The sequence below is a fragment of the Achromobacter spanius genome (assembly GCF_039673305.1).
Classification (GTDB): Bacteria; Pseudomonadota; Gammaproteobacteria; order Burkholderiales; family Burkholderiaceae_B; genus Achromobacter; species Achromobacter spanius_F.
On the sequence record NZ_JBDJLJ010000008.1, the window covers coordinates 13,736 to 38,174 of the forward strand.

The window sequence follows — 24,439 nt, forward strand, 5'->3', positions numbered from 1 at the left end:
GTGTGCTGTCCCATAGATGCGTCGGCATGACGAAACGTGCCGGTTGGGGTCAGGGCTAGGCGCAAACCGCAGCGATACCCGTAGGTATCGCGAGGATTTGCAACGACGCCGTGGCCGCAACCGGCGAGTTTCGTGTCGGCGTATCTATGGGGCAGCGCACCAGCGTAAGGCGGGCAATTCCATGGTGTCAATGCGGCGCCAACGGATGGTCCGAAGTGACTGCGACCGGGCCGGGCGGCGCGCGGCGCGGGCGCCATCCGGTTGGTATCCGGACGGCGCCCGCGTGGGCGTCAGAAGTTCCAGCGCACGTTCAGGAAGCCCGCGTTCTCGCGGCTGCCGTTGCCGAACTGGCCCTGATAGCTCAGCCCGATGGCGGCGTTCTTCGACACCGCGACCTCCGCGCCCAGTTCGGCCACGGCCGCGTCGCGCGCGATCGGCGTGCCAGCGACGGTGAACGACGGGCCCGTGCTGAACGCCATCGTGCGTTCGGGATCCACATCGCCCATCGCGTGACGCCAGCCCAGTGTCGCGCGCAGGCGGGCGGGCGCCCCGGCGATCTGCGTGTCGAGGTTGCCGCGCAGGCCGACCGTGGTGGTCGTGACGTCGTTGCTCTGGCTGCCGCCCGACAACGCCGCAGATCCGCCGTCTTCGGAGAAGCCGCCGGTGCGCTGCTTGATCCACGCCGCGCCGACGAACGGCTCTACGGTGGCGTTCGGCGCGACCGGCACGGCATAGCCCAGTTCGCCGAAGATCTGCGTCGTGTTGCCGTCGTAGTCCGCCTTGAGCTCCTGGCCGTTTCCGCCGATGGCGAAGTTGCGGCGCGTCTTGATGTCCTGCCAGCCGTAGGCCGCGCCGGCCATGACGTTCCACGCATTGCCACTGGGCTGCACGAAGGACTTGCCGCCGTAGAGCGTGATGCTGTAGCTGTCGACGTCGGCCTTGGCATTGCGGCTGTCCTGCCAGATCGTGCTGTCCTGGTAGCCCAGCGCCATGCCCACGCGCCAGCCGTCGCCCACCCGGATATCGCCGCCGGCCAGCACGCCGCCCGTGCGCTGGCGATAGCTGGGCGCGTTGCCGTCGCCGTTCTGACTCTGCCAGTTGCCCAGCACTTCGGTCCAGACGTTGCGCTGGCAGGAGAACTGCTCCGCATAGCTGCCCGCGCTGCTTTGCTGGTTGCCGCAGGCCTGGCCGCGGCCTTCGTTGCGCAGGCTGTTGCGCAGGTGGTTCAGCGGCAGGGTGCGCACCGATTCCGAACTGCGCATGATCGCCGACGCGAGCGAGGCGTGGCTGTCTCCCGACAACTGGCGGAAGGCCGCCGACGCCTGATCGCGGCTCAGGCCCAGGATGGACGAGTAGAGCGGGGAACCTGGATCGGTCTGCCCCAGGGCCGTGGCCACCGCGCTCTGGTTCGACGTTTCGGCGACCGACTCGAAGCCGGTGTCGTTGCGCTGGAACGAGACGGTCACGTTGTTGGGGTCGTAGGCGACCGAGCCATCCAGGAACGCCAGCTCGGGCAGGGTGGCGCTGGCGAACGTGCCTTGCACGCCCTGGTCCGCCGTCAGCACGGTGTAGGTGCTGCCGGCGGTGAGCGGCGCGGTGTTGGTCACCTGCAGGGCGCCGTCCAGCGTCGCTGCGCCCGCGACATGCACGTTGGTGGCCGAGACTGGCCCCACGTTGACGGCGAGCGTGGCCCCGGCGGCGTTGCTGAAGTTGTTGCTGATCTTCAGGCCGCCGCCGCTGGCCGGCGCGCTTTGCACCGTGCCCGCATTGCTGAGGCTGGCGATGGTGCCGTTGCCGGCCAGGGTGGCGCCGGGGTTGACCTGCACCGCCGCGGGCAGGGTGGCCGGAGACTGCGCGCTGCCCAGCTGTACCGTACCGGCCTCGATCGTGGCGGTGCCGCTGTAGCTGTGGTCTCCATTGATGGCGAGCAGGCCGCCGCCTTGCTTGACCAGGCTGCCGGCGCCCGACAAGGTGCCCGCGAACGTGCCGTCGGCGCCCTGGTTGAACACCAGCGTGGCGTTGTTGGCGATGGCCCCTTGCAGGCTGGACGTGTCGCCGATGAGCGTCCCCGCGTTGACCTGCGTGCCGCCCGTGTAGCTGGATGCGCCCGCCAGGGTCAGCGCGCCCGCGCCTTCCTTGACCAGTTGGCCCGCGCCGCTGACTGGCCCGGCGAGGGTGCCGTCGGCGGCCTGGTTCACGCGCAGCGTGGTGCCCGAGGCGGTATCGATGGCGCCCGGGATGCTGGCGCTGCTGCCTTCCAGCGTGCCGCCCGCGATGACGGTTCCGCCCGCGTAGCCATTGGCGCCGTTCAGCACCAGCGTGCCGTCGCCTTGCTTGATCAGCGCGCCGCCGCCGTTCAGCGCCTGGTTCAGCGTGAAGGTCTGGTCGGCCGCCACCACATCGATGCCGCCGCCCGCGCCGTCCAGCGAGATATTGCGCGCCGTCGTGGTGAAGGCGCCGTCCGCGATGCGCAGCGTGCCGCCGTCGATGGACACGGCGCCGCCGTTGCCAAGCTGATCGTCGGCGCTGACCTGCAGGACGCCGCTGCGGATGGCGGTATTGCCGGTGTAGGTGTTGGCGCCTTCCAGGATCAGCGTGCCACCGTTCGATTTCTCGATGCCGCCCGCGCCCGTGATCGGCGCCGAGATCGTGGCGGTGGCGCCGCTTTCGACACGCACGGGCGTCTGCGCCTGGGCGATCGCGATGGCGCCGGCCGCGCCGGCCTGGAGCGTGTAGCCGTCGGTCAGGAACTGCAGGCCGGTCACGTCCTGGGCGCCTTCGATGCTGACGGTGCCGGCAGTTCCCGAGAAGGCCGCGTACTTGCCGCCCCAGGTTTCCGCCGTGCCGCCCGCCGCGTCCGTCCAGTTGTTCCCCGCGGCGGCCCACGTGCCCGAACCGCCGGCGATGATGCCGTCGGGCGTGGTCTTCGCGCCATTCCAGAACTGGATTTCGCCAGGCTGGCTCTGCAGCACCAGGTTGATCTGGTTCGGCTGGTTCTGCAGCGTCAGCTGGGCGGTGGTCATGCCCGCGGGCAGCGTGCCGTATTGAAGCCCGTTGTCGGTCAGCGTGCCGCCATAGGCAAACAGCCGGTAGACGCCCGTGCCCAGGTTGCCGCCGTCGGCGATGTTCAGCACCCCGTCCAGCCTGAGATCCTGGGCCACGGTCACCGCCGTCGTCGCCGAGTTGGGCGTGCCCAGCGTGAAGTCCAGCTGCGTGCCGTTGGACAGCGCAAGGCTGCGCGCGAACGAGATCGGATTGCCCGGGGTGCCCGCGACCAGGCGCGCATTGTCCTCCAGCTCGACGTCGGCCACGACGGAACCCGAACCGCCCAGGTTCGCGCCCGCGTTGACCGTCACGCCTCCGCCCGTCAGCGTGCCGTCCACCAGCAGCGTGCCGCTGTTGACCGTGGTGCCGCCGCCGACGTTGTTGTTGCCCGTAAGCGTGAGCGATGCATCGCCGTCCTTGGTCAGCGTGCCGGTATTGGTGCCGGTCGTGTTGATGTTCCCCGCATACGTCCCGTTCGTGCCGTTCTGGTTGAACACGATGGCGCTGCCGTCCACCACGGTGATGTTGCCTTGCAGGCTGGTGGCATTGCCCGCGAGCGTGCCGGCGTTCACCACCGTGCCGCCCGTGTAGGTATTGGCGCCGGTCAGCGTGACGGTGTCGCCGCCGTTCTTGACCAGCCCGCCGCCGCCTGTCATGGCGCCCGCGTAGGCGCCGTCGCCCGCATTCTGGTTGAAGACCACGGTGGTGCCGGCGGCCGTCGCGATGTTGCCGGTCAGGCTGGCGGTATCGCCCACAAGGGTGCCGCCGGAAAGCGTGGTGCCGCCCGTGTACTGGTTCTGCCCGGTCAGCGTCAGCGTGGATCCGTCAGTCTTGACGAGGCTCCCGCCGCCGGTGATGTCGCCCGCCAACGTGAGGTCGTTGGCGCCCGAGACGGTCAGGGCCGCGTCCAGCGTGATGGTGTTGCCCAGGGCGATGCCCGGCGCGCCGGCCTGGAGCGTGCCCGGCCCGGCCACCGTCAGGCCGCCTGCGCCCAGCGCGGCATTGTTGCCGGCGATGATCGCGCCATCGGCCAGGATGGTGCCTCCCGCATAGGTATTGGCGTTGCCCAGCGTCAGCGTCGACGAGCCGGTCTTGGTCAGGGGGCCGCTTCCGCCGACGACGCCGTTCAGACCCAGGTCGCCCGAGCCTCCCACCGTGACGGGGCCCTCAAGCTGCACGGCGTTGTCGAGCGTAGCGCCCAGGCCCAGCAGCGTGGTGCCGCCAGCCGCGGTCAGGGCGCCCGTGCCCAGCGCGGTATCGCTGCCCAGCGCCAGCGTGCCGGCCGACAGCCGGGTGCCGCCCTGATAACTGTTGTCGCCGGTCAGCGTCAGCAAGCCCGCTCCGTCCTTGACCAGCCCGCCCGCGCCATCGATCTGCCCGCCCAGGCTCAGGTCCGCGCCCGTGATCGTCGTGGTGCCGGCCAGGGTGATGTCGTTGGCCGCGCTGACAGGCACGCTTGCCGACAGGGTGGTGCCGTCGGCCGCGTTCAGCCGGCCGACACCCAATGCAGTGTCGCTGCCCAGCGCCAGCGTGCCGCCGTTCAACGCCACGCCGCCCTGGAAGCTGTTGGCGCCGTTGAGCGCGAGCGTGTCCGCGCCGTTCTTCACCAGGCTGCCCGTTCCGCCGATGTCGCCGTTCAGGGTCAGGCTTGCGGAGCCCGGCAAGGCGAGGGCGCCGTTCAGCACCACATCGTTCTCCAAGGCCGCGGGCGTGGACGCGTCCAGCGCGGTGCCGTCCGCGGCAATCAGCGTGCCGGTGCCCAGCGCACCGGACGCGCCCACCGTGATCTGGCCCGCGTCCAGCCGCGTGTCGCCCTGATAGCTGTTGGCGCCGGCCAGCGTCAGCGTGCCGGGCCCGGTCTTGATGATGCCGCCTGCGCCGGACACCTCTCCCGACAGCGCCATCGCGGCGCCGTTGGCGATCGTGACGTCGCCCTGCACGCCGACGTCGTTCGCCAGCGCCACCGCGACATCGTTGGAGAGCGTGGTGCCGCCCGCCGCGGTCAGCGCGCCGCTGCCCAGCGCCGTATCCGCGCCGACCTTGATTTCGCCGGCCTGCAGCACGGTGCCGCCGGCATAAGTGTTTGCGCCCGCAAGCACCAGCGTGCCCGTGCCCGTCTTGGTGAGTGTGGATGCCGGATCCGCGCCCGAGATCACGCCGGCCACGGTGTACGGACCCGCGCCCACGTCGATCACGCCCGCGCCCTCCAGCGTGAAGTCGCGCGCGGTCGTGCCCGCCGTCGCGCCCGCATAGCGCAGCGTGCCGCCGTCGAACACGACGCGGTTGGACGCATTGCCCAGCTGGTCGTCCGCGCTGATTTGCAGCACGCCGCCTTCAAGGCGCGTGTCGCCGACATAGCTGTTGGCCTGCGTGAAGACCAGCGTCCCCGCGTCGCGCTTGGCGATCGTCGCATTGCCCTGGATCGTGGTTTCCAGCGTTGCGGTCATGGTTGGTTCGACCCGCAGCGTCGCCACGCCGTCGCTGCCGGGCACGGCGTTCAGGGCGCCGCCCGCCAGGACGTAGCCGTCGGCCGAGAATTGCAGTCCCTGGAAGGTCTGCGTGCCCGTCACGGCGACCGTGCCGGCCTCGCCTTCGAAGACGCCAAAGCGGCTGCCCCACGCGCTGGTGGCGCCCGCCGCGTTGGCCCAGTTCTGGGTCGTGCCGTCCCAGGTGCCGTCGCCCCCTTGCCAGAACTGGATCTCGCCAGCCTGGGATTCGTTCAGCACATTGACCTGGCCCGCCACGTTGGTCTGCAGCGAAATGACCCCGGGAGGCAGTTCGCCCAGCGCCAGGTTCATCGAGGTGGCCGCGCCGGAATAGCTGATGATGCGGTACACGCCCACGCCGAAGTCGGGCGTGCCGTCGATGTTCAGGGTGCCGTTCAGATCCACATCGCCGTGCACATTGATGAGGCTGGCGGCGTTGGGCGCGCCCAGCAGCGCGTCGATGCGGGACGCGCTGTCCAGCGTCAGCGAACCCACTGTCAGCGCGCTGGGCGAGGCCGAACTCACCGCCAGATGGCCGCCGTTGTTCACGTTGACCGCGCCGTTGGCCGTGCCGGTGCCGGTCAGCGTGGCCCCCGTGCCGTTTACGTTTACGTTGCCGCTTGCCAGCGTGCCCGTCAGGTTCACCGTGCCGCCATTGATGTCGAAAACGCCCGTGTGGCTGCTTGCGCCGCCCAGCGCCAGCGTGCCGGCTCCGACCTTGGCGACGGCTCCGGCGCCCGCGACGTCGCCGCCGAAAGCGCTGTCCGCGGCCCCGCCCACGGCCAGGCTGCCGTCGACCTGCAGCCTGCCCGCGCCGGACAGGGCGGCGATGGATTCCGCGCCCGCAAGCTGCAGCGTCGCGCCGTCGTCGATGCGCACGCCGGACGCGGATCCGATGATGTTGCTGCCTTGCGTGGCCAGGGTGCCCTGCGCGACGCCGATGCCGCCCGTCAGCGTATTGGCGCCGCTGAGCGTCAGCGTGCCCGCGCCGGTTTTCTCCAGGTTGCCCTCTCCGGACACGACGCCGGAATACGCGCCCGCCGCGCCTTGGTCGAAGGTGAGGGTGGTGCCGGCGCTGGCGGCGACCGGCCCGGTGATGCTGTCGCTGTCGCCGGTGATCGCGCCCGCCAGCAGCTGCGTGCCGCCGGCATAGCTGTTGTTGCCCGCCAGCGTGAGCGTGCCCGCACCCGTCTTGACCAGGCCCGCGCCGCCGGATATGTCGCCGCCCAGCGTCCAGTTGCCCGCGCCATCCACCGTCAGCGCATTGCCCAGCAGCACCGCGTTCGCCAGGCTGACGCCATCGGCGGCGGACAGGGTCGCGCCGCCCGTGACTTCCAGCGCGCCCGTGCCCAGCGCCGTGTTGCTGCCCGCGATCAGCGATCCGCCCGCCAGCGTCGTTCCGCCCGCATACGTGTTGTCGCCGGACAGCGCAAGCGCGGCGCCGCCGTTCTTGATCAGCCCGTTGCCGCCGCTGATGTCCCCGGTCAGGCTGAGATCCTGGCCGCCGTTCACGGTCAGGTCGCCGCCCGCCAGGGCGACGTCGTTCGCCAGCGAGACGGCCTGCGTGGCGTCCAGCGCCGCATTCCCCGACACGGTGAGGGCGCCCGTGCCCAGCGCCTGGTTCGAACCCGCCACGATCAGGCCTTGCGCGAGCGTCGTGCCGCCCTGGTAGGTGTTGTCGCCCGAGAGCGTCAACGTGTTGACGTCCAGCTTGCTGATGCCGCCCGATCCGGACACCGTGCCGGCCAGGGCGACGTCCTGGGCGCCCGATACCGCGAGCGGTGCGCCATTGAGCGCAATGGCGTTGCCCAGCGTCACCGCGGCATCCAGTCCCTGCAGGGCTGTCGCGCCGTTCACCGTCAGCGCGCCGGCGCCAAGCGATGTATCCGTGCCCACGCGCAGCGTGCCGCCCTCGATCCGGGTGCCGCCGGCATAGGTGTTGGCGCCCGCCAGCGTTAATGTGCCCGCGCCCGTGGCGTCCAGGCCGCCGGCGCCGGAGACCTCGCCGTTCAGGCGCAGGGCATTGGTCGTATCCAGGCTCAGGCCCTGGCCGAGAATGACGTTGTTGGCCAAGGCCACCGCCTGGCTCGACACCAGCGATGCCGCGCCATCCACGGTCAGCGCGCCCGTGCCCAGCGCGGCATCGTTGCCCAGCCGCAGGACGCCCGCGGACAGGGTGGTTCCGCCCGCATGGGTGTTGGCGCCATTCAGCGTCAGCGTCGATGCGCCGCTCTTGGCCAGCGCGCCGGCGCCGTCGACGACGCCGTTGAGTGTGATGTCGCGGTCGCCGGTCACGTCCAAGGCCGCCGACAGCGTGACGCCATTGGCCACGGTCAGCGCCGGTCCGCCCGGCACGCCCGACAGGCTGGCGTCCGCATTGACGGCGAGGGCGCCCGTGCCCAGCGAGCCATCCTGGCCCAGGCGCAGGTTGCCGCCATTGAGTTGCGTGCCGCCCTGGTAGGCGTTGGCGCCCGCCAGCGTCAAGGTCGTGCCCGACGCGCCCGCGATAAGGCCGCCCGCACCGCTGACGACGCCGAGCAGCTGCGTGTCGTGCGATTGCGCCAATGTCAGGTCCGCGCCGGCGGCCAGGTTCACCGCGTTGCCCAGCGCCAGGTTCCCCGCGCCCTCGAGCGCGGCATCGCCCGCCACGGTCAACGCGCCGGCGCCGAGCGCCGCATCGTTGCCCAGGACGAGCAGGCCGCTGTCCAGGCGGGTGGCGGCGTGCGTGTTCACGCCGTTCAGGGTCAGGCTGCCCGCGCCGGACTTGATCAACGTTCCCGTGCCGGCAATGGCGTTGTTCAGCGTCAGGTTGCCCGCGCCGCCAGTCGTCAGGTTCGCGTCCAGGCCGATCGCGTTGTCCAGCGCGTAGGAACCATCGGACAGCAGGCTGGCCGCGGCGGCGACGTTCAGCGCGCCCGTGCCCAGCGCGGCGTTGCCGCCGACGCGGATCGCGCCGCCGGACAGCGTCGTGCCGCCGCCATACGTGTTGTCGCCGTTGAGCGTGAGCGTGCCGGGGCCGGTCTTCGCCAAGGATCCGGCGGCGCCGGACACCACGCCGTTCAGCGTGAGGTCGTTGCCGCCGGCGTGGGTCAGCGTCGCGCCCGCGCCGATCGCCACGTCGTTGGCCAGCGCCAGGGCGGTCGACGCGTCCAGCGCGCCGGAGCCGGTCACATCGAAGACGCCGGCGCCCAGCGCGGTGCCGCTGCCCGCCAGAATCGTTCCGCCCGCGAGCGTCACGCCGCCGATGGCGCTGTTGTCGCCGCCCAGCGCCAGCGTGCCCGCGCCCGACTTGGTGAGCCGCCCGGCGCCGGTCAGCGCCTGGTTCAGGTTGAATACGTTGCCGGCATCGGCAATGTCGAACCCCGCGCCCGCGCCGATATCGATGGCGCGCGTGGTACCCGTGTAGCCGGTGCCCGTCACGCGCAGCGTGCCGCCGCCGAAGCTCAAGCCCGTGCCCGCCGCGCCCAGGTTGTTGTCCGCGCTGACCTGCAGCACGCCTTCGCTGATCTGCGTGCCGCCCGTGTACTCGTTCGCGCCGCCCAGCACCAGCGTGCCCTGGTCGCGCTTGTTGAGCGCGCCCGTGCCGCGGATGACGCTGTTGACCGTGCCCGTAAGCGTCGGGTCCACGCGGAAATTGTTCGCGCCCGCAGCCAGGCGCAGCGCGCCGCCCTGCAGCGCATAGCCATTGGTGAAGAACTGCATGCCGGTGACGGCCTGTTCGCCGGCCACCGTGACGGCCCCGCCTGCCGCGCCGCCGAAGACGGCAAAATTGCCGCCCCAGGTCTGGCTCAGCTGGCCGGCCTGATTGGTCCAGTTGGTCGATCCCGCCTGCCAGGTGCCGGCGCCGCCCGCCAGCGTGCCGTCCGCCAGCTGCTTAGCGCCATTCCAGAACTGCACGCTGCTGTCGCTGGTCTGTACGACCAGGTTCACCTGCTGGTTGACGGCCGTCTGGATCTGCAGGTTGGACGGCACGGTGCCCGGGGGCAGGGAACCCAGCGCCAGTCCGTTGTCGGTAAGCTGCCCGGTATAGGTGATGAGCCGGTAGACGCCTTCGCCGAAACCGCCCTTGTCGGTGACGTTCAGGTCCCCATCCAGCGTGAGATTGCCGTTGACCTGCACCAGCGTCTGCGGCGCGGCCTGCGGCGCGCCCAGCGCCACGTTGAATTGCGAGCCCTGGTTCAGCGTCAGGCCTCCCATCGTCAGCGTCCGGCCGGACGTTGCCGACAGCGCGCCGCCCGACGCGATGGTCGTCTGGCCCGAAAGGACGCCCGAACCGGCAAGCGTCGCGCCCGCGCCCACGCTCACCTGCGAGCTGGCCAGGCTGCCGTTGACGTTCAGCGTGCCGCCCGCCACGTCCAGGTTGTCGCTCTGCGTGCTGTTGCCGGTCAGGGTAAGGCTGCCCGAACCGCCTTTGACGACGTTGCCCGCGCCGGACAGGGCGCCGCCGAATATCGCGTCCGCATTGTCCTGGCCCATCCGCACGGTCGCGCCGGCGCCCAGGTCCAGCCGGCCTGTGCCCGCCAGGGAACCGAAGGATTCGCTGTCGGCCAGGCGCAGCACCGTGCCGCCGCCCAGATTGACCGCGAGGGTGTCGGCAAGCGCCTGCCCGCCGCGCGCCTCCACCGTGCCCGATAGCAGGTTCAAGCCGCCCGTGAACGTGTTCACGCCGCTCAGCAGCAGCGTGCTGGCGTTGGCCGCCACGTCCACGCTGCCGGTGCCGCTGATGGCGCCGCCATAGGTGGCATCGGCGCCCTGGGCGATCACCAGTTTCGAGTTGTTCAGGACGCTTGCGCCGAGGCTGCCGGCGCCCGCCTGCACGGTTCCGCTGCCGATCGTGGTGCCGGCATGGCTGTTGGCGCCTGACAGCGTCAGCGTGCCGGTCCCGTTCATGACCAGACGGCCAGGGCCGGCGATCGCGCCGCCCAGCCCGATGTCGTTCGCGCCCGCCACGGTCAGGTTGCCGTTCAGCGCGACGTTGTTGACGAAGTTGCGCGACGCCGTGCTTTGCAAGGAGGCGTCGCCGCCGACAGCCAGCGTGCCGCTGCCCAGCGCCGTGTCGCTGCCGGCGATCAACGTGCCCGCGTTAAGCGCCACGCCGCCCGCGTGGGTGTTGTTGCCGGACAGCGTCAGCACGCCCGCGTCATTCAACGCGATGGCGCCGGCGCCGCTCAGGGCGCCCGACAGGTTCAGCGCCTGTCCGCCCGTGGCGATGCCCAGCGTGCTGCCCAGCCGGATCCCGTTGGCCACCGTCAGGTTGCCGGCCGCCAGCGTCGATGCGCCTTGCACGTCCAGAAGGCCTGTGCCCAGCCCCTGTGCGTTCGCCAGCGTCAAGGTGCCGGCGTTCAGCAATACGCCGCCCGTGTGCGTGTTCGCCGCCGACAAGGTCAGGCCGGCATTGCCGTTCTTGACCAGCGTTGCGCCGCCAGACAATGCGCCGGCCAGCGTGAGGTTCTGCGCCCCCCCGATCGTCAGCCGGTCGGTCAGCACGAACTGGTTGCCCAGGCTGACGGGCGCGGCGCTGTCCACCGTCGCTGCGCCCGCGACGTTGATCACGCCGGTGCCCAGCGCGTTGCTCGCACCCGCCACCACCGTGCCCGCATTGAGGGTGCCGCCGCCGAAGCTGTTGACGCCGTTGAGCGTCAGGGTGCCGGTGCCCGACTTGACCAGCGTGCCGCCTGCGCCGGACAGCGTGCCGTTCAGTGTCAGGTTGTTGGCGCCGTTCACGGTCAACGCGTTGCCCAGCGTGAAGTTGTTGCCCAGGACCGCGCCCGCGCCGGCCGCGGTGCCCGCCAGCGTGGTCGCGCCGCTGACGTTGACCGCGCCCGAGCCCAGCGCGCCGGAGGCGCCCGCATTGACCGTGCCGCCGGCCAGCGTGGTGCCGCCCGAGTAGGTATTGGTGCCGTTGAGGTTCAGGACGCCCGTTCCGGTCTTCACCAGCGATCCGCCCGCGCTGATCGGTCCGCCCAACGTCAGCGTGTTGGCGCCGTTGAGCGTCAGCGCGCTGTTCAGCACGATGGCGTTCTGCAAGGCCACATTGGTGGACGACGCGAGCGTCGCCGCGCCATTGACGGTCAGCGGACCGGCGCCCAGCGCCGCGTCGTTGCCCACGACCAGGCCGCCTGCGTTGATGCGGGTCGCGCCATGCGAATTCGCACCTGTCAGCGTCAGGGCGCCGGCGCCATTTTTCACCAGCGCCGAGCCGCCCGACAGCGCGCCGGACAAGGTCAGGGCGGCGGGGTTCGACAGCGTCAGGTCAGCGTTCAGCACCATGTTGTTGGCCAGGCTGGTCGCGCTGCCCGCCTGCAGGGCAGATGCCCCGTAGACCACCAGGTCTCCCAGTCCAAGCGCGCTGTTTCCGCCCAGCACGAGGCCGCCGCCACCCAGCCGCACGCCGCCGACGTGCGTGTTCGCGCCATTGAGCGTCAGCACCCCCGTGCCCGACTTGTCCAGCGCGCCCGACCCGGCGATAACGCCGGCCAGCGTCAGGTTGTTCGCCCCCTGGACGCCCAGTCCGCCCGCATTGAGCTGGATGGCGTTCGCCAGCGACAGGCCGGCGACGGACGGCGCCAGCGCGCCGCCGTTGCCGGTCAGCGTGCCCGTGCCGAAGGCCAGGTTGTTGTCGAAGTTGACCAGGCCGCCGTTCAGCGTCGCCTGGCTGCTCACGAGCGGCCCGCTGACCGTCCAGGTGCCGCCGTTCACGCGCAGGTTGTTGAAGTTCCGGTAGACCGTGGAACTGGCCGTGCCCAGGCCGCTGGCGCCGGCGGCGCCCGGGTTCTGCAGCACGAGCGTGTTGTTGCCGTTGGCGCCGCCGTCCACCGTGCCGCCCATGGCAAAGCCCAGTGCGATGCTGACGTCCAGCCCAAGTAGCGACGCGTCCACGCCGATGGCGCCGCCGCCCGTGGTGACGGAAGACCCCGTCACGGCGGTGAACGTGTTGGTGCTGTTCTGCCCCATGCTCACGCTGCCGTTGATGGTGCCGGCGTTGACGAAGCTGTTGCCGGCGGCCGACCGGCCAAGCCCGACCCGGCCGTTGATGACGCCGCCGGCGGCGTTGTTCACCGTGACCGGCGCGCCGCCGTAGGCGGCAATCACCGGCGTGGCGGCGGGCAGCAGCCCGGCCAGGACACCCGGCTTGGCGCTGATGGTGCCGGTGTTGTCGATGTTGATGCTGCCCGTGGAATTGCTTTGCAGGATGAGGGCGCTGCCCTCCACGGTATTGAGCAGTGACAGGCCCAGCACCGACAGGCCGGCGCCGTACAGCGTGCCGCTGTTGTTGACCCGCACCGCGCCGCCGTTGGTCAGGTTCCCCATGATCGCGCCGGACGTGCCCAATGCCGCCAGGGCCAGCGTCGGATCGATCAGCCCCTGGTTCGTAAGGCTTGTAGTTCGTCCCGTCAGCCTGACGGCCGCCGCGCCGGGCAGGCCGACGGCCGGGCCCGAGGACTGTCCTGTCGCGGTCACCTGCACCGACACGTCGTTGGCGCTGCTGGTGACCGTATTGGGGTTCAGCAGGCTGAATGCGTCGTTGCAGATGATGGTGGTGCCGGTCGTGGTGCAGGCCAGCGCCACGGGCACGGGCGCCAGCAACAGGGCCAGCACGCGCCAGACGTAGTTCAGGTACAGGGGAACATTGGGGTAGCCATGCCGGTGGCCAGGTCTCATTTCAGCTCCAGGAACAGAATGAGCCTTCCCCGTTTCGCACGCGTCAACCATTCCGAAACGGAGAAGGCGGTTGCTGCAACTCAGGACCCAGGCGGCGGTGTGGTTTTGTTCCTGCCGCTGAATTAGGGCCAGTGTTGGGGGCAATGGCGGGGCGCGGCTGTTAGTAATCGGCGTTAAGCGTAACTATATAATTCGCAATAAATGCTGATTATCTCTGGATGAAACATACGGTCAGTTACTGATGTTGCTCTATGAATTATTTATAAAAAATAATGCCGGGCCGCAATATTTCATCCTGAATTTCGACGAAATCCGAAGATGGAAAAAATAATGCGAATTCGACATGAGGTCTTGAGCCATCCGTAGTCATTTGATTTATAAGCGTTTTATTAAAAACATTTGAACTCGACATGAAGGTGAAATCACTGAGAAACAAGGCAGCCATGGATTATCGGGAATGCCGATTGCTGAGAGCACCATCATGTCTTCCTGAAATATTGATTATCAGGTTGCCAAATCAGTCAGAAAAAACCACAAAAAACCCTCCAGAAACAGCAGTTGTCTGGAGGGTCAAGGAAACGTCTCATGCGTCAAACGCAAGCAAGCGTAAACGACGGGGTCAGACGCTCATTTCCGGTATCGGCGTGGTGAATGAAACACGCGCGACCGCGGCGTCGGCACGTCGACGAGCGGCTGCAAGCAACTCGGGTCCGCGGGCGGTTCCCTCGACCGAAATGAACGTCACCTGAGTCAGCCCGATGGTTCCCAGGACATGCCGCAGGTAAGGCGTCAGAAAGTCGGGCTGCCGCGCATCCTCCCCGCTGAAACCGCCGCCCGACGCGATCGCGACATAGACAGGACGATCCTCCAGGACCCCGACCTTGTTGCCCTGGCCGGTAATGCGGAAGGTGCTGCGCACCCGCACCACATGGTCCAACCAGGCCTTGAGCGACGAGGGAACCGTGAAGTTGTGCATGGGCGTGGCCAGCACGACGTGGCTCGCGTCGTCCAGCATCCGGATCAGGTTGTCCGACGCCTTCAACGACCCTCGGCCCAGGACGTCGTCGGCCGGATCCGCCGGCGCGGCCAGCGCGGCGGCGTAATCGCTGTCCGCGTGGAGCAGGGTGGTGGCATCGAGTTCCACGAGGTCCAGGCCGCCGGCTGGCCCGGTCCGCGCAAGGCGGTCGACGATGCGCTGCGACAGGCGATAGCTTTCAGAGTCCAGTCCACGCGGACTGCAACGGATACGCAGAATGCTCATGCGGGTCATGCTCCCAAAGGTTTGCTGAATCGGATGGCGCTGGTCAGCAGGCCTTGCCGGAAATAGAAGCGCTGCGCCAGCGCGTTGCCCAGTCCCGTGTCGAGCACGAGCTTTTCGCAACCGGCATCTCGCGCCTGCGCGTCCAGCGCGCTGATCAGCCTGGCGCCCCAGCGATCGCCACGCCGGGTCGGTGCCACGACCAGGTCATCGACATACAGGAATCGCCCATAGATCAGGTTCTCCTGATAGCGGTAGCCCGCCAGCGCAATCGCCTGCCCGTCGTCGCGCACGGCGGCAAGCAGGCGGTAGCGTTCCTGCCGCATGCGGCCGATGCGCTGGATGAAGTCTTCTTCGCCGGCCAAATGAGGCCGCAGCTCGCGCATCAGCGGCAGGCAGGCCCGCAATTCGTCGGGCGATTCCAGGTGCCGCAAGGCCGGTTCCGTCATGGATGTGGTGTTCATTGATGGTTGCCTGAAAGTGGGGCGGCGTCGGATGCGCCGCCCCTTGCATAGTCCGCATCTTAGAAATCCCATGCCATAATTTGAAGGGTCATAAATGCCATTTTGGACTATGCCATGATTCCCGCCCGCCCCGATGCTCTGCTGACCCTGTCCGACGCCAGCGGCGTGCCGCTGTATCGCCAGGTGTACGAGCGCTTCCGCGGCGCTATCGCCGAGGGCACGCTCAAGCCCGGCGACCGCATCCCGTCGGCCCGCGCGCTGGCCAAGGAAATCGGCGTGGCGCGCGGCACCATCGAGGTTGCGTATTCGCTTCTCGCCGCCGAAGGCTACATCCTGTCGCGCGGCCAGGCGGGCACCATCGTCGCCCCGTACCTCCAGCCCCAGCCCAGGACCGCGCCAGCTGCGGCGCCCAGGCCGGCAGGCAAGCCCGACGCCGCGTGGCCGCGCCCACCCGCGCCGATGCCGTTCCAGATGGGCCTTCCCGCCTTGGACGCATTCCCGCGCAAGATCTGGGCGCGCCTGGGCGCACGCCACCTGCGCGCCATGCAGCCTCCCGACCTGGCGTATCCCGATCCCTGCGGCCTGGCGGCGCTCCGGACCGCCACCGCCGCCTACCTGCAGGTGGCCCGCGGCATCCAGTGCACGCCATCCCAGGTGTTCATCACGTCGGGCTACAACAACACCATGCAGCTCATCCTGCAGGCGCTATTCAAGCCCGGCGACTCGGTGTGGGTGGAAGATCCGGGCTATCCGCCCACGCGCGCGCTGCTGCGGCAGGCGGGCATGCAGCCGGTGCCGGTACGGGTGGACGCGGAGGGCCTGGTGGTGGACGCGGGCATTGCCGCGGAGCCGCGGGCGCGCGCGGCGGTCGTCACGCCCGCGCATCAGAGTCCCTTGTGCCTGTCGCTGTCGCTGCCGCGCCGCCAGGCGCTGCTGGACTGGGCCGAGCACAGCAACGCGTGGATCGTGGAAGACGATTACGACGGCGAATACCGCTATGTCGGCCGTCCGTTGCCGGCCCTCAAAAGCCTGGACCGCCAGGGACGGGTGCTCTATGCGGGCACCTTCAGCAAGGTGCTGTTTCCCGGGTTGCGGCTGGCCTACCTGGTGGTGCCCGAAGACCAGGCGCAGCGCTTCGAACGGCTGTGCCTGCTGCTGGCGGGCGGCGCGCCCGCGCTCACCCAGGCCATCCTGGCCTCATTCATCAACGAAGGGCACTTCGGGCGCCACATACAGCGCATGCGGCGCCTGTACGGCGAACGCCGCAACGCCACCGCGGCCGGCCTGTCGGCGGTGCTGGGATCGCGCCTGCGCATCGACCCCCAGCCGGGCGGCATGCACCTGGTGGCGCGCATGGAAGGGCATCACACCGACCGCCCGCTGGCCGCGCGCATGGTCGAAAACGGCCTGTATGCGCACGCCTTGTCCCATTGGTCCGCCGCGCCGGACGCGCAGTCCGGGCTGCTGATGAGCTTCACGAACATCGCGTCGGCCGAACAGGCCGAGCAATTGGCGCGGCGGATCCTGCAGTTGATGTGATCCGCCGCCCGCAAATCGCCACGCTTCAGCTCAGGCCGGCCTTGTCCAGCCCGTAGGCCTTGTCCGCCGAGCCCGGCACGGTGCGGAACCCGACATTCAGCCGGTTCCAGCCGTTGATGCCGACCACCAGGAAAGTCAGGTCGGACAATTCGCTCTCCGAAAACTGCGTGCGCACGGATTCGTAGATCGCGTCCGGCACGCCGTGCGGCGGCAGCGTGGTCAGGGCTTCGGTCCATTCCAGCGCGGCGCGCTCCCGGGCCGAGAAAAGGGGGGACTCGCGCCAGATCGCGACATGGTGCAGGCGCAGCGCCCGTTCGCCGCGGATCGTGGCCTCTTTCACGTGCATGTCCAGGCAGAATCCGCAGCCGTTGATCTGCGAGGCGCGGATGTCGACCAGATAGCCCAGTTCCTGGACCACGGGAACCTTCTTGAGCGCCATGCTGAAGTCCAGGTACTTCCTGGACAGGGCTTCCGAAACCTCGAAATAGTTCAATCGCTGGCTCATGCCGATACCTTTCTGGTGTGTTGCGGTGAGGGGAATTCGAGCGCTCATGGTGGGGCTTGTTGGCCTATTCAGAAAGTGCCATGAACACGATTTTCATCTGGTCCATGATCAGACTTGAGCGGCGTGGCGCGGTGGCTGGGTTTCGTCATCAATACGATTGAATCCACGGCCCGGCCCGGCTATAAGCTTGGTGCAGGGGCCAGCATTTCCGCGCCCCGTCCGCCAAGAAGCCGACGCCCATGCCGCACCCATCACCCCAAGACGAACACGTAGACAGCAAGCCCGCCGCCGGCACGCTTGCCCAGGCCGGCCACGGCTCCTGTCTTGAGGTGTTCCTGGTCTTTCTGCGCCTGGGATTCACGTCGTTCGGCGGTCCGGTGGCTCATCTCGGGTATTTCCGCAGCGAATTCGTGGACCGGCGCCACTGGCTGGACGACTACGCCTATTCGGACCTGGTGGCCCTGTGCCAGTTCCTGCCCGGACCGGCCAGCAGCCAGGTCGGCATGGCGATCGGCCTGCGACGGGCAGGCTGGGCGGGCATGCTGGCGGCCTGGATCGCCTTCACGCTGCCGTCCGCGCTTGCGCTGATCGGGTTCGCGCTGGGCCTGGCCCATTACGGCTGGCTGTCGGGTTCCGCGGCGGTGCACGGCCTGAAGGTGGCGGCGGTCGCCATCGTCGCCCAGGCGGTATGGGGCATGGGCCGATCGCTGTGTCCGGACCGTGCCCGCGCCGCGCTGGCGGTGGCAGCCGCGCTGATCACGGTGGTCCTGCCCACCGCGCTGGCCCAGATGGCGGCGGTGCTGCTGGGCGCCGTCGTGGGCGCCGCCTTCCTGCAGGTGCCGCCCCGGCCGATCCTGGCCAATTCCTCGCCGGGCGTGACGCGCACCGCAGCCTGGATTTCGCTGGGCGTATTCCTCGCGCTGCTGGCAGGATTGCCACTGTGGGCCGTGCTCTCGGACGGGACGCTGGCCAGCCGGATCGACGGCTTCTACCGCGCGGGCGCGCTGGTGTTCGGCGGCGGGCACGTCGTGCTGCCGCTGCTGGAAACGGCGTCGGTCTCCACCGGCATGGTGTCCAGCGCCGACTTCCTGGCGGGCTATGGCGCGGCTCAGGCCATGCCCGGCCCGCTCTTCACATTCGCCGCATTCCTGGGCGCGCTGGCGTCCGGCCCCTTGTCGGGCTGGGCCGGCGGCCTGGCGCTGCTGTGCGTCATCTTCCTGCCGGGCGCCTTGCTGCTGACGGCCGCGCTGCCGTTCTGGGAAACCTTGCGGCGGCGGCCGGGGGTGCGCAACATGGTCGCGGGCGTCAACGCCAGCGTCGTCGGCATCCTGCTGGGCGCGCTGTATGACCCGGTCTGGACCAGCGCGATACTCGGCAAGGCCGACTTCGCCCTTGCCCTGCTGCTGTTCGCGCTGTTGGTCTACGGGCGCTGGTCGCCCGTGTGGGTGGTGCTTCTGGCCGCCGCGGGCGGCTGGACGCTGGGCTGGCTGACCTAGCGGCGCGCCAGCGTCCGAGGCCGGCGCCTTACGAATTCCAGCGGGCAGGGCGCTTCTGCAGAAACGCGTCTATGCCTTCGCATGCATCGGCTTCCATCATGTTCCTGGCCATCACGTCGCCGGCATAGTCATAGGCGTCGGCCAATGCCATCTGGCGCTGTTTGTAGAACATGCGTTTGCCGTACCGCACCGCGGTCGGGCTTTTGCCCAGGATGTCGTCGACAAGCGAGCGCACCCGCCCGTCAAGCTCCGCCTCCGGCACCGCGTCGTTGATCAGTCCCCAGTCGGCCGCCTGGGAAGCGTCGATGAAGCGCGCGGTCATCAGCATTTCGAACGCGCGCTTGGCGGACACATTCCGGCTGAGCGCGACGGCCGGCGTGGCGCAGAACAGTCCCACATTGATGCCCGACACCGCGAACTTCGCCGTGTCCGCGGCAACGGCCAGGTCGCAGCTGGCGACCAGCTGGCAGCCCGCGGCCGTCGCAATGCCGTGCACCTTGGCGATGACGGGAACCGGCAGCGCCTGCAGCCCCTGCATGACGTTGCCGCACTTGCGGAACAGTTCCCGGTAGTAGTCCAGCGAGGGCTGGCTGCGCATCTCGCGCAGGTCGTGGCCGGCGCAGAATGCGCGGCCTTCGGATTCCAGCACCACGCAGCGCACGCCGGGATCGCGGGCGAGCACGTCGATTTCCCGCTGCAGCGCGGCCAGCAGGGCTTCCGACAGGGCATTGAATTGGGAAGGCCGGTTCAGGCGCAGCGTCACGAGGCCGCCCTCGGCACTGCGCAGGAGCGGCGGTTGGTCCGCCTTGTTCTCGATGGTCATGTCGCCTCCAGGAAAGGATGTCCCCGGATACTAGCGCACAGCGGCCTGGCGAGCGGCGGTCAGGATCCGTGCGCCAGGCGCCTGGCGATGGCCGGCGACAGGCACAGCAAAGGCGCCACGATCGCCGCGCCGATCGCCGCCATGGCCACCTGCGGCGCCATGCCGCTATCCAGCAGCAAGGTCGCGATGACCGCGGAGCCGCTCATCTGGAAAAGGCCATAGACCGCCGCCGCGGTGCCGGCGCGCTCGGCGAAGGGCTCCAGCGCCAGGCTCAATCCGGAACCCAGCGCCAGCGAGAACCCCACGGTCAGCACAGCCACCGGCAGCATGAATATCCAGGCCGACAGGGGCGCCCACAGCCAGGCGCCGAAATGCATGGCCGACGCAAGCAGCAGGGCGACCATGCCGACACGCACCATGGTGTGGCGGCCATAGCGCGAGATGAAGGCGGGAGCCAGGAAGAAGGCCGCGATGTTGATCGCCGCGTTGCCGCCGAACCAGGCCGAGAACCCCAGCTCGGAATAGCCCAGCTGCTGCACCAGCACCACGGGCGCCGCCGATACGAACACCAGGATCATCGCCATGCCGGCCATGCCGAACAGCGCGAAGTACATGAAGCGGCCGCTGGCGGCGATGGGCGCGTAGCGGCGCAGGCTGTAGAGCGCGCCCTGGCGCTGCGCGGGCTGCGCGCGGGTTTCCTCGAAACGCCAGGCCAGCAGCGCGGCCAGCGCGAACGCGAACAGGGCCATGAACACGAACGTGCTGCGCCAGCCCGCATGCAGCGCCAGCACGCCGCCCAGCATCGGCGCCAGCGCGGGCACCGAGCACAGCGCGCCGTTCAGATAGCTGTAGACGCGCGCACCGACCGCCGGGCTGAAGCAGTCGCGCACCGCCGCGAACGCCACCAGCGACGCCGAGCACGCGCCCAGCCCCTGGATGACGCGCGCCGCATAGAACATGTCCAGCGTCGTGGCGGCCGCGCCCAGCGCGGAACCCAGCAGGTAGGCCAGGGCGCCGCACAGCGCCACCGGCCGGCGGCCGTAGCGGTCGGCCAGCGGGCCGATCACGACCTGACCCACGCCCACTGCGAAGATGAACAGCGTGATGCTGGCCTGCAGCGCGCCGATCGGCTCGCCAAAGCCGTGGGCCATGGCGGGCAGGGAAGGAAGATAGATGTCGATGGCCATCGGCGTCAGCGTGACCAGTCCCATCAACAGACCGATCAGCCAGCGCTGGCCTCGGGGCGTCAAGGCAGACTTCATTGCAGGCTCTGGGCTCGTTGCGAACCCGGGAAAACCCGACATTATCCATGATCGACCAGGTCAGGCCTCGCGTAGAATATTTTCCCCATGAATCCGCCCGCCTTGCGCCCTCGCATCGTCATCCTCTATTGCACGCAGTGCCAGTGGCTGCTGCGCGCCGGCTGGATGGCCCAGGAACTGCTGTCCACCTTTTCGACCGACCTCGGCGAGGTCGTCCTGCAGCCCGGCACGGGCGGCGTGTTCCAGATCACCTACAACGGCGACCTGATCTGGGACCGCAAGCGCGACGGCGGATTCCCCGAAGCCAAGGTGCTCAAGCAGCGCGTCCGCGACCGCCTCGACCCCGGCCGTCCGCTGGGCCACATCGATGGCCACTCGTCAGGCCCGGCCGCCGCGCCCGATCTCTGACGCCGCAAGCCCGCGCAAAAAAAGGCCGGTCCCCAGAGACCGGCCAAAGCAGCACTACCCCAAAAATCTCGAAGTGCGCCTATGCGGCCGACTCCGCGTGCTTCACCGCGTCGCGCGCCTTGCGCTGGCGCATCGCCGACGTCGCCAGCAGCGCGATCAGCGCCACGCACGCCAGGATGAAGCCCAGGCTGATCGGACGCGTGACGAAGATCGACAGTTCGCCGCGCGACAGCAGCAGGGCGCGGCGGAAGTTCTCTTCCACCATCGGGCCCAGCACGAAGCCCAGCAACAGCGGCGCCGGCTCGAACCGCAGGCGGATCAACGCGTAGCCCGCGGCGCCGAACAAGGTCACCATCCCGACGTCGAACAGGTTGTTGTTCGTGCTGTACACGCCCACGCAGACAAAGAACAGCGCGGCGGGGAACAGGTAGCGGAACGGCACGGTCAGCAGGCGGACCCACATGCCGATCAGCGGCAGGTTCAAGAGCAGCAGCAGCACGTTGCCGACCCAGAAGCTGGCGATCAGCCCCCAGAACATATCGGCGTGTTCGATCATCATCTGCGGACCCGGCTGGATGCCGTGGATGATCAGCGCGCCCAGCATCAGCGCCATGACCGGGTCGCCGGGAATGCCCAGGCTCATGGTCGGGATGAAGCTGGTCTGCGTCGATGCGCTGGTCGCGGCTTCCGGTCCGGCGATGCCTTCGATGGCGCCGCGTCCGAAGCGGCGCGGTTCGCGGGCGACCTTCTTTTCCGTCGCATACGAAATGAAGGAAGCGATCGTCGGGCCGGTGCCGGGCAGGATGCCGAACGCCGCTCCGATCGCGGTCCCGCGGACCAGCGCCCCGCGCGACTGCTTGATGTCGCCGGCCTCGGGCCGCATCGACTTCAAGCTGACCTTCGCGGACGTGACCTTGCTGTCGCCGCCGATGCGGTTGATGTTCTTCAGGAAGTCCGCCACGCCGAACAGGCCCATGGCCAGCGCCACGATCTGCAGGCCGTCGGACAGCTCGAGGATGCCGAAGTGAAAACGCATCGTGCCCGTGTTCACGTCGGTGCCGACCACACCCAGCAGCAGACCGACCACCACCATCGCCACGCCCTTGATCGCGGAGCCCTTGGCCAGCGTCGCGCCGGCCAGCAGGCCGAGCATCATCATGGAGAAGTACTCGGCGGGGCCGAACTTGAAGGCCACGTCCACCAGCATGGGCGAGAACAGGATCATCGCCAGGATGCCCACCGACGCGCCGCAGAATGACGAGAACATCAGCATGAACAGCGCGGATCCGGCCTTGCCGTTGCGCGCCAGCGGATTGCCGTCCAGGCAGGCCACCGCATGCGATGCCGTGCCCGGCAGGTTCAGCATGATCGACGTAATGCCGCCGCCATACTGCGAACCGTAGTAGATGCCGGACAGCATCACCAGCGCGGCCGTGGGCGTCATCGTGTAGGTGAGGGGCAGCAGGATCGAGATCGCGGCCAGGACGCCCATGCCCGGCAGCACGCCGATCAGGTTGCCCATGAACACGCCGAAGATGGCCCACATCAGGTTGTCCAGCGCGAACGCGACGGAGAACCCATGCATCAGGTTATTGAAGATTTCCATGGATCAGCCCCAGCGGAACAGCGGAAACTGCAACTGCAGCGCCCAGGAGAAAACAGCCACGCCCAGCACCGTCACGCCGGCGGCAAGCAGGGCCGCGGTGCGCCAGGTGTGCTGGCGGTCGCCCATGGCCGATACGAACACCAGCACGAAGGTCGCGGGGACCAGGCCGCCGAACTTACCGACCAGGATGAAGGCCAGCAGGCCGCCGATGATGCAGCCCCATCCGCGCCATTCGGGCGGCGGGACTTCTTCGGCGTCTTCCTCGGCCACGGCCGGCGAAACCGCCATCTTCGCGATCATCAGGCCCAGCAGGACCAGCAGGACGCCCAGGATCGCCGGGAACATGCCCGGTCCCATGCGCGCAAGGCTGCCCAGTGTGTATGTGGACGCCTGCGCGATGGCGCCCAGGCCCAGCACGATCATCGTGCCCGCGGCCCACGCCTCGCGCCTGACGGCGCTGCGTTTTGATTGCATGGTCTTGTCCTCCCGTTGTTGTGCTCTTAACTGACGTACGTCTGAAAAAAAGCTGACACTGCAATGAATGCGGGAGTCTAAAAATCCAAACTTCCGTTCACCTTTCAAGGCAAGCGAAAGTTGCGCGGACGCGCTGCATTTGCCGTAAAACCGGGGGAAATCCCTAGGGCGCTTGAAGAACAACGGCGGCTCGCAATGCAAGCCGCCGCCAGGGTGCGCGCAGGTCGCGGAAAGGCCTTACAGGCCCAGTTCCGACAGGCCCGGATGGTCGTCGGGACGCCGCCCCAACGGCCAGCGGAATTTGCGATCCGCCTCCTTGATGGGCAGGTCGTTGATGCACGCATAACGGTTGATCATCAGGCCGTCTTCGCCGAACTCCCAGTTCTCGTTGCCATAGGAACGGAACCAGTTGCCGGAATCGTCGTGCCATTCATAGGCGTAGCGCACCGCGATGCGGTTGTCGGTGAACGCCCACAGCTCCTTGATCAGCCGGTAGTCCAGTTCACGCGCCCATTTGCGCGCCAGGAAAGCGCGTGCCTCGTCGCGGTTCTTCACGAACTCCGCGCGGTTGCGCCAGTGGGTGTCCAGGCTGTAGGCCAGCGCGACCTTGTCGGGATCGCGGCTGTTCCAGCCGTCTTCGGCGAGGCGCACTTTCTGCACGGCGCTCTTGTGCGTGAAGGGAGGGAGGGGCGGACGGACTTCAGGAGTGGACGACATGGCGGAGCCTCACGGCAGGGTGGGAAAAATCGGGGAATGGCGTATGCGCGCGCGGACCGCGCCTTCAAGCGTCGGCGTCCAGCAGCGCGGCGGCCGCGCGTTCCGCGCTGTCGGTGATGGACAGGTCGCCCGTCACCATGGCGACCGCGATGGCGCCGTCGATCAGCACTAGCAGCTGGCGTGCGCGTTCGTCGGGCTGCGGCAGCCCGGCCTGCTGCACCAGCGCGCGCACGTGGGCCAGCAGGCGCTCCTTGTGCAACCGGGCCACCTGGCGGATAGGGTTGGCGTCGTCGCCGATCTCGCCAGCGGCATTGATGAACGCACAGCCGCGGAATCCCTCGGACGCGAACCATGCCCGCAGCGCGTCGAAAATGGACATCAGGCGCGCACGGGGCGCGGACGCGGCGGTCGTGGCCGCGATGAACCACTGCATCCAGCGCTCGTCGCGCGCCTGCAATGCCGCGGCGACCAGGGCTTCTTTCGTGCCGTAGTGCTTGTAGATGCTCTTGCGCGCGACTCCCGACGTCTTCACGATCAGGTCCATGCCGGTGGCGTGGATGCCCCCGGCATAGATCAGGTGTTCGGTCGCGCGCAGGAGCTTTTCCTGCACTTCGGAGATGGCTTCGGACGGGGAGTCAGGCATGGAGAATGATCGTTCTAGCTGCAATGCGCAGATAGTAGAACGATCATTCTC

13 protein-coding genes are annotated in these 24,439 nt (G+C 68.7%); 3 read left to right on the forward strand and 10 right to left on the reverse strand.

The window, feature by feature from the left end; genetic code table 11:
• Window positions 1-290 precede the first annotated feature (290 nt).
• The 3 genes from ABE485_RS09670 to ABE485_RS09680 all read right to left on the reverse strand — a co-directional run bounded on the left by ABE485_RS09670 (window position 291) and on the right by ABE485_RS09680 (window position 14,915).
• Complete coding sequence (locus tag ABE485_RS09670) at window positions 291-13,193, reverse strand: autotransporter-associated beta strand repeat-containing protein (RefSeq protein WP_346515075.1); 12,903 nt, start codon at window positions 13,191-13,193, stop codon at window positions 291-293.
• A gap of 619 nt (window positions 13,194-13,812) precedes the next feature.
• Window positions 13,813-14,454 (reverse strand): FMN-dependent NADH-azoreductase, encoded by a 642-nt coding sequence (locus ABE485_RS09675; RefSeq protein WP_346515076.1) that lies wholly within the window; start codon window positions 14,452-14,454, stop codon window positions 13,813-13,815.
• A gap of 5 nt (window positions 14,455-14,459) precedes the next feature.
• Entirely contained in the window at window positions 14,460-14,915 is a 456-nt protein-coding gene (locus ABE485_RS09680) for a GNAT family N-acetyltransferase (protein WP_346515077.1), read from the reverse strand.
• Window positions 14,916-15,029: 114 nt separating this feature from the next.
• Between ABE485_RS09680 and ABE485_RS09685 the strand changes: the two genes are divergently transcribed.
• Window positions 15,030-16,454, forward strand: coding sequence for a PLP-dependent aminotransferase family protein (locus ABE485_RS09685; RefSeq protein WP_346515078.1), 1,425 nt, complete (start codon window positions 15,030-15,032; stop codon window positions 16,452-16,454).
• 25 nt (window positions 16,455-16,479) lie between these two features.
• On the opposite strand, the gene ABE485_RS09690 is transcribed toward ABE485_RS09685, so the two are convergent.
• Window positions 16,480-16,959 (reverse strand): carboxymuconolactone decarboxylase family protein, encoded by a 480-nt coding sequence (locus tag ABE485_RS09690; protein ID WP_346515079.1) that lies wholly within the window; start codon window positions 16,957-16,959, stop codon window positions 16,480-16,482.
• A 239-nt stretch (window positions 16,960-17,198) separates the two neighbouring features.
• On the opposite strand from ABE485_RS09690, the gene chrA reads away from it, so the two are divergent.
• The gene (chrA, locus tag ABE485_RS09695) at window positions 17,199-18,455 is read left to right on the forward strand and encodes a chromate efflux transporter (RefSeq protein WP_346515080.1); all 1,257 of its coding nucleotides are present in this window, start codon (window positions 17,199-17,201) and stop codon (window positions 18,453-18,455) included.
• A gap of 28 nt (window positions 18,456-18,483) precedes the next feature.
• On the opposite strand, the gene ABE485_RS09700 is transcribed toward chrA, so the two are convergent.
• Window positions 18,484-19,278 carry an enoyl-CoA hydratase gene (locus ABE485_RS09700; RefSeq protein WP_346515081.1) on the reverse strand — a complete coding sequence of 265 codons (795 nt, stop codon included), beginning with the start codon at window positions 19,276-19,278 and terminating at the stop codon, window positions 18,484-18,486.
• Window positions 19,279-19,337: 59 nt separating this feature from the next.
• On the reverse strand, window positions 19,338-20,540 hold the full coding sequence (locus ABE485_RS09705) for a multidrug effflux MFS transporter (protein ID WP_346515082.1): 1,203 nt from the start codon (window positions 20,538-20,540) through the stop codon (window positions 19,338-19,340).
• Window positions 20,541-20,627: 87 nt separating this feature from the next.
• On the opposite strand from ABE485_RS09705, the gene ABE485_RS09710 reads away from it, so the two are divergent.
• On the forward strand, window positions 20,628-20,948 hold the full coding sequence (locus ABE485_RS09710) for a SelT/SelW/SelH family protein (protein WP_346515083.1): 321 nt from the start codon (window positions 20,628-20,630) through the stop codon (window positions 20,946-20,948).
• A gap of 79 nt (window positions 20,949-21,027) precedes the next feature.
• Here ABE485_RS09710 and ABE485_RS09715 read toward each other — a convergent pair whose 3' ends face one another.
• From ABE485_RS09715 to ABE485_RS09730, 4 genes are all read right to left on the reverse strand, one after another.
• Window positions 21,028-22,554, reverse strand: coding sequence for a tripartite tricarboxylate transporter permease (locus ABE485_RS09715; protein WP_346515084.1), 1,527 nt, complete (start codon window positions 22,552-22,554; stop codon window positions 21,028-21,030).
• Window positions 22,555-22,557: 3 nt separating this feature from the next.
• On the reverse strand, window positions 22,558-23,028 hold the full coding sequence (locus ABE485_RS09720; RefSeq protein ID WP_346515085.1) for a tripartite tricarboxylate transporter TctB family protein: 471 nt from the start codon (window positions 23,026-23,028) through the stop codon (window positions 22,558-22,560).
• 237 nt (window positions 23,029-23,265) lie between these two features.
• Window positions 23,266-23,745, reverse strand: coding sequence for a DUF1348 family protein (locus tag ABE485_RS09725; protein WP_346515086.1), 480 nt, complete (start codon window positions 23,743-23,745; stop codon window positions 23,266-23,268).
• A 64-nt stretch (window positions 23,746-23,809) separates the two neighbouring features.
• The gene (locus ABE485_RS09730) at window positions 23,810-24,388 is read right to left on the reverse strand and encodes a TetR/AcrR family transcriptional regulator (protein ID WP_346515087.1); all 579 of its coding nucleotides are present in this window, start codon (window positions 24,386-24,388) and stop codon (window positions 23,810-23,812) included.
• Window positions 24,389-24,439: the final 51 nt, after the last annotated feature.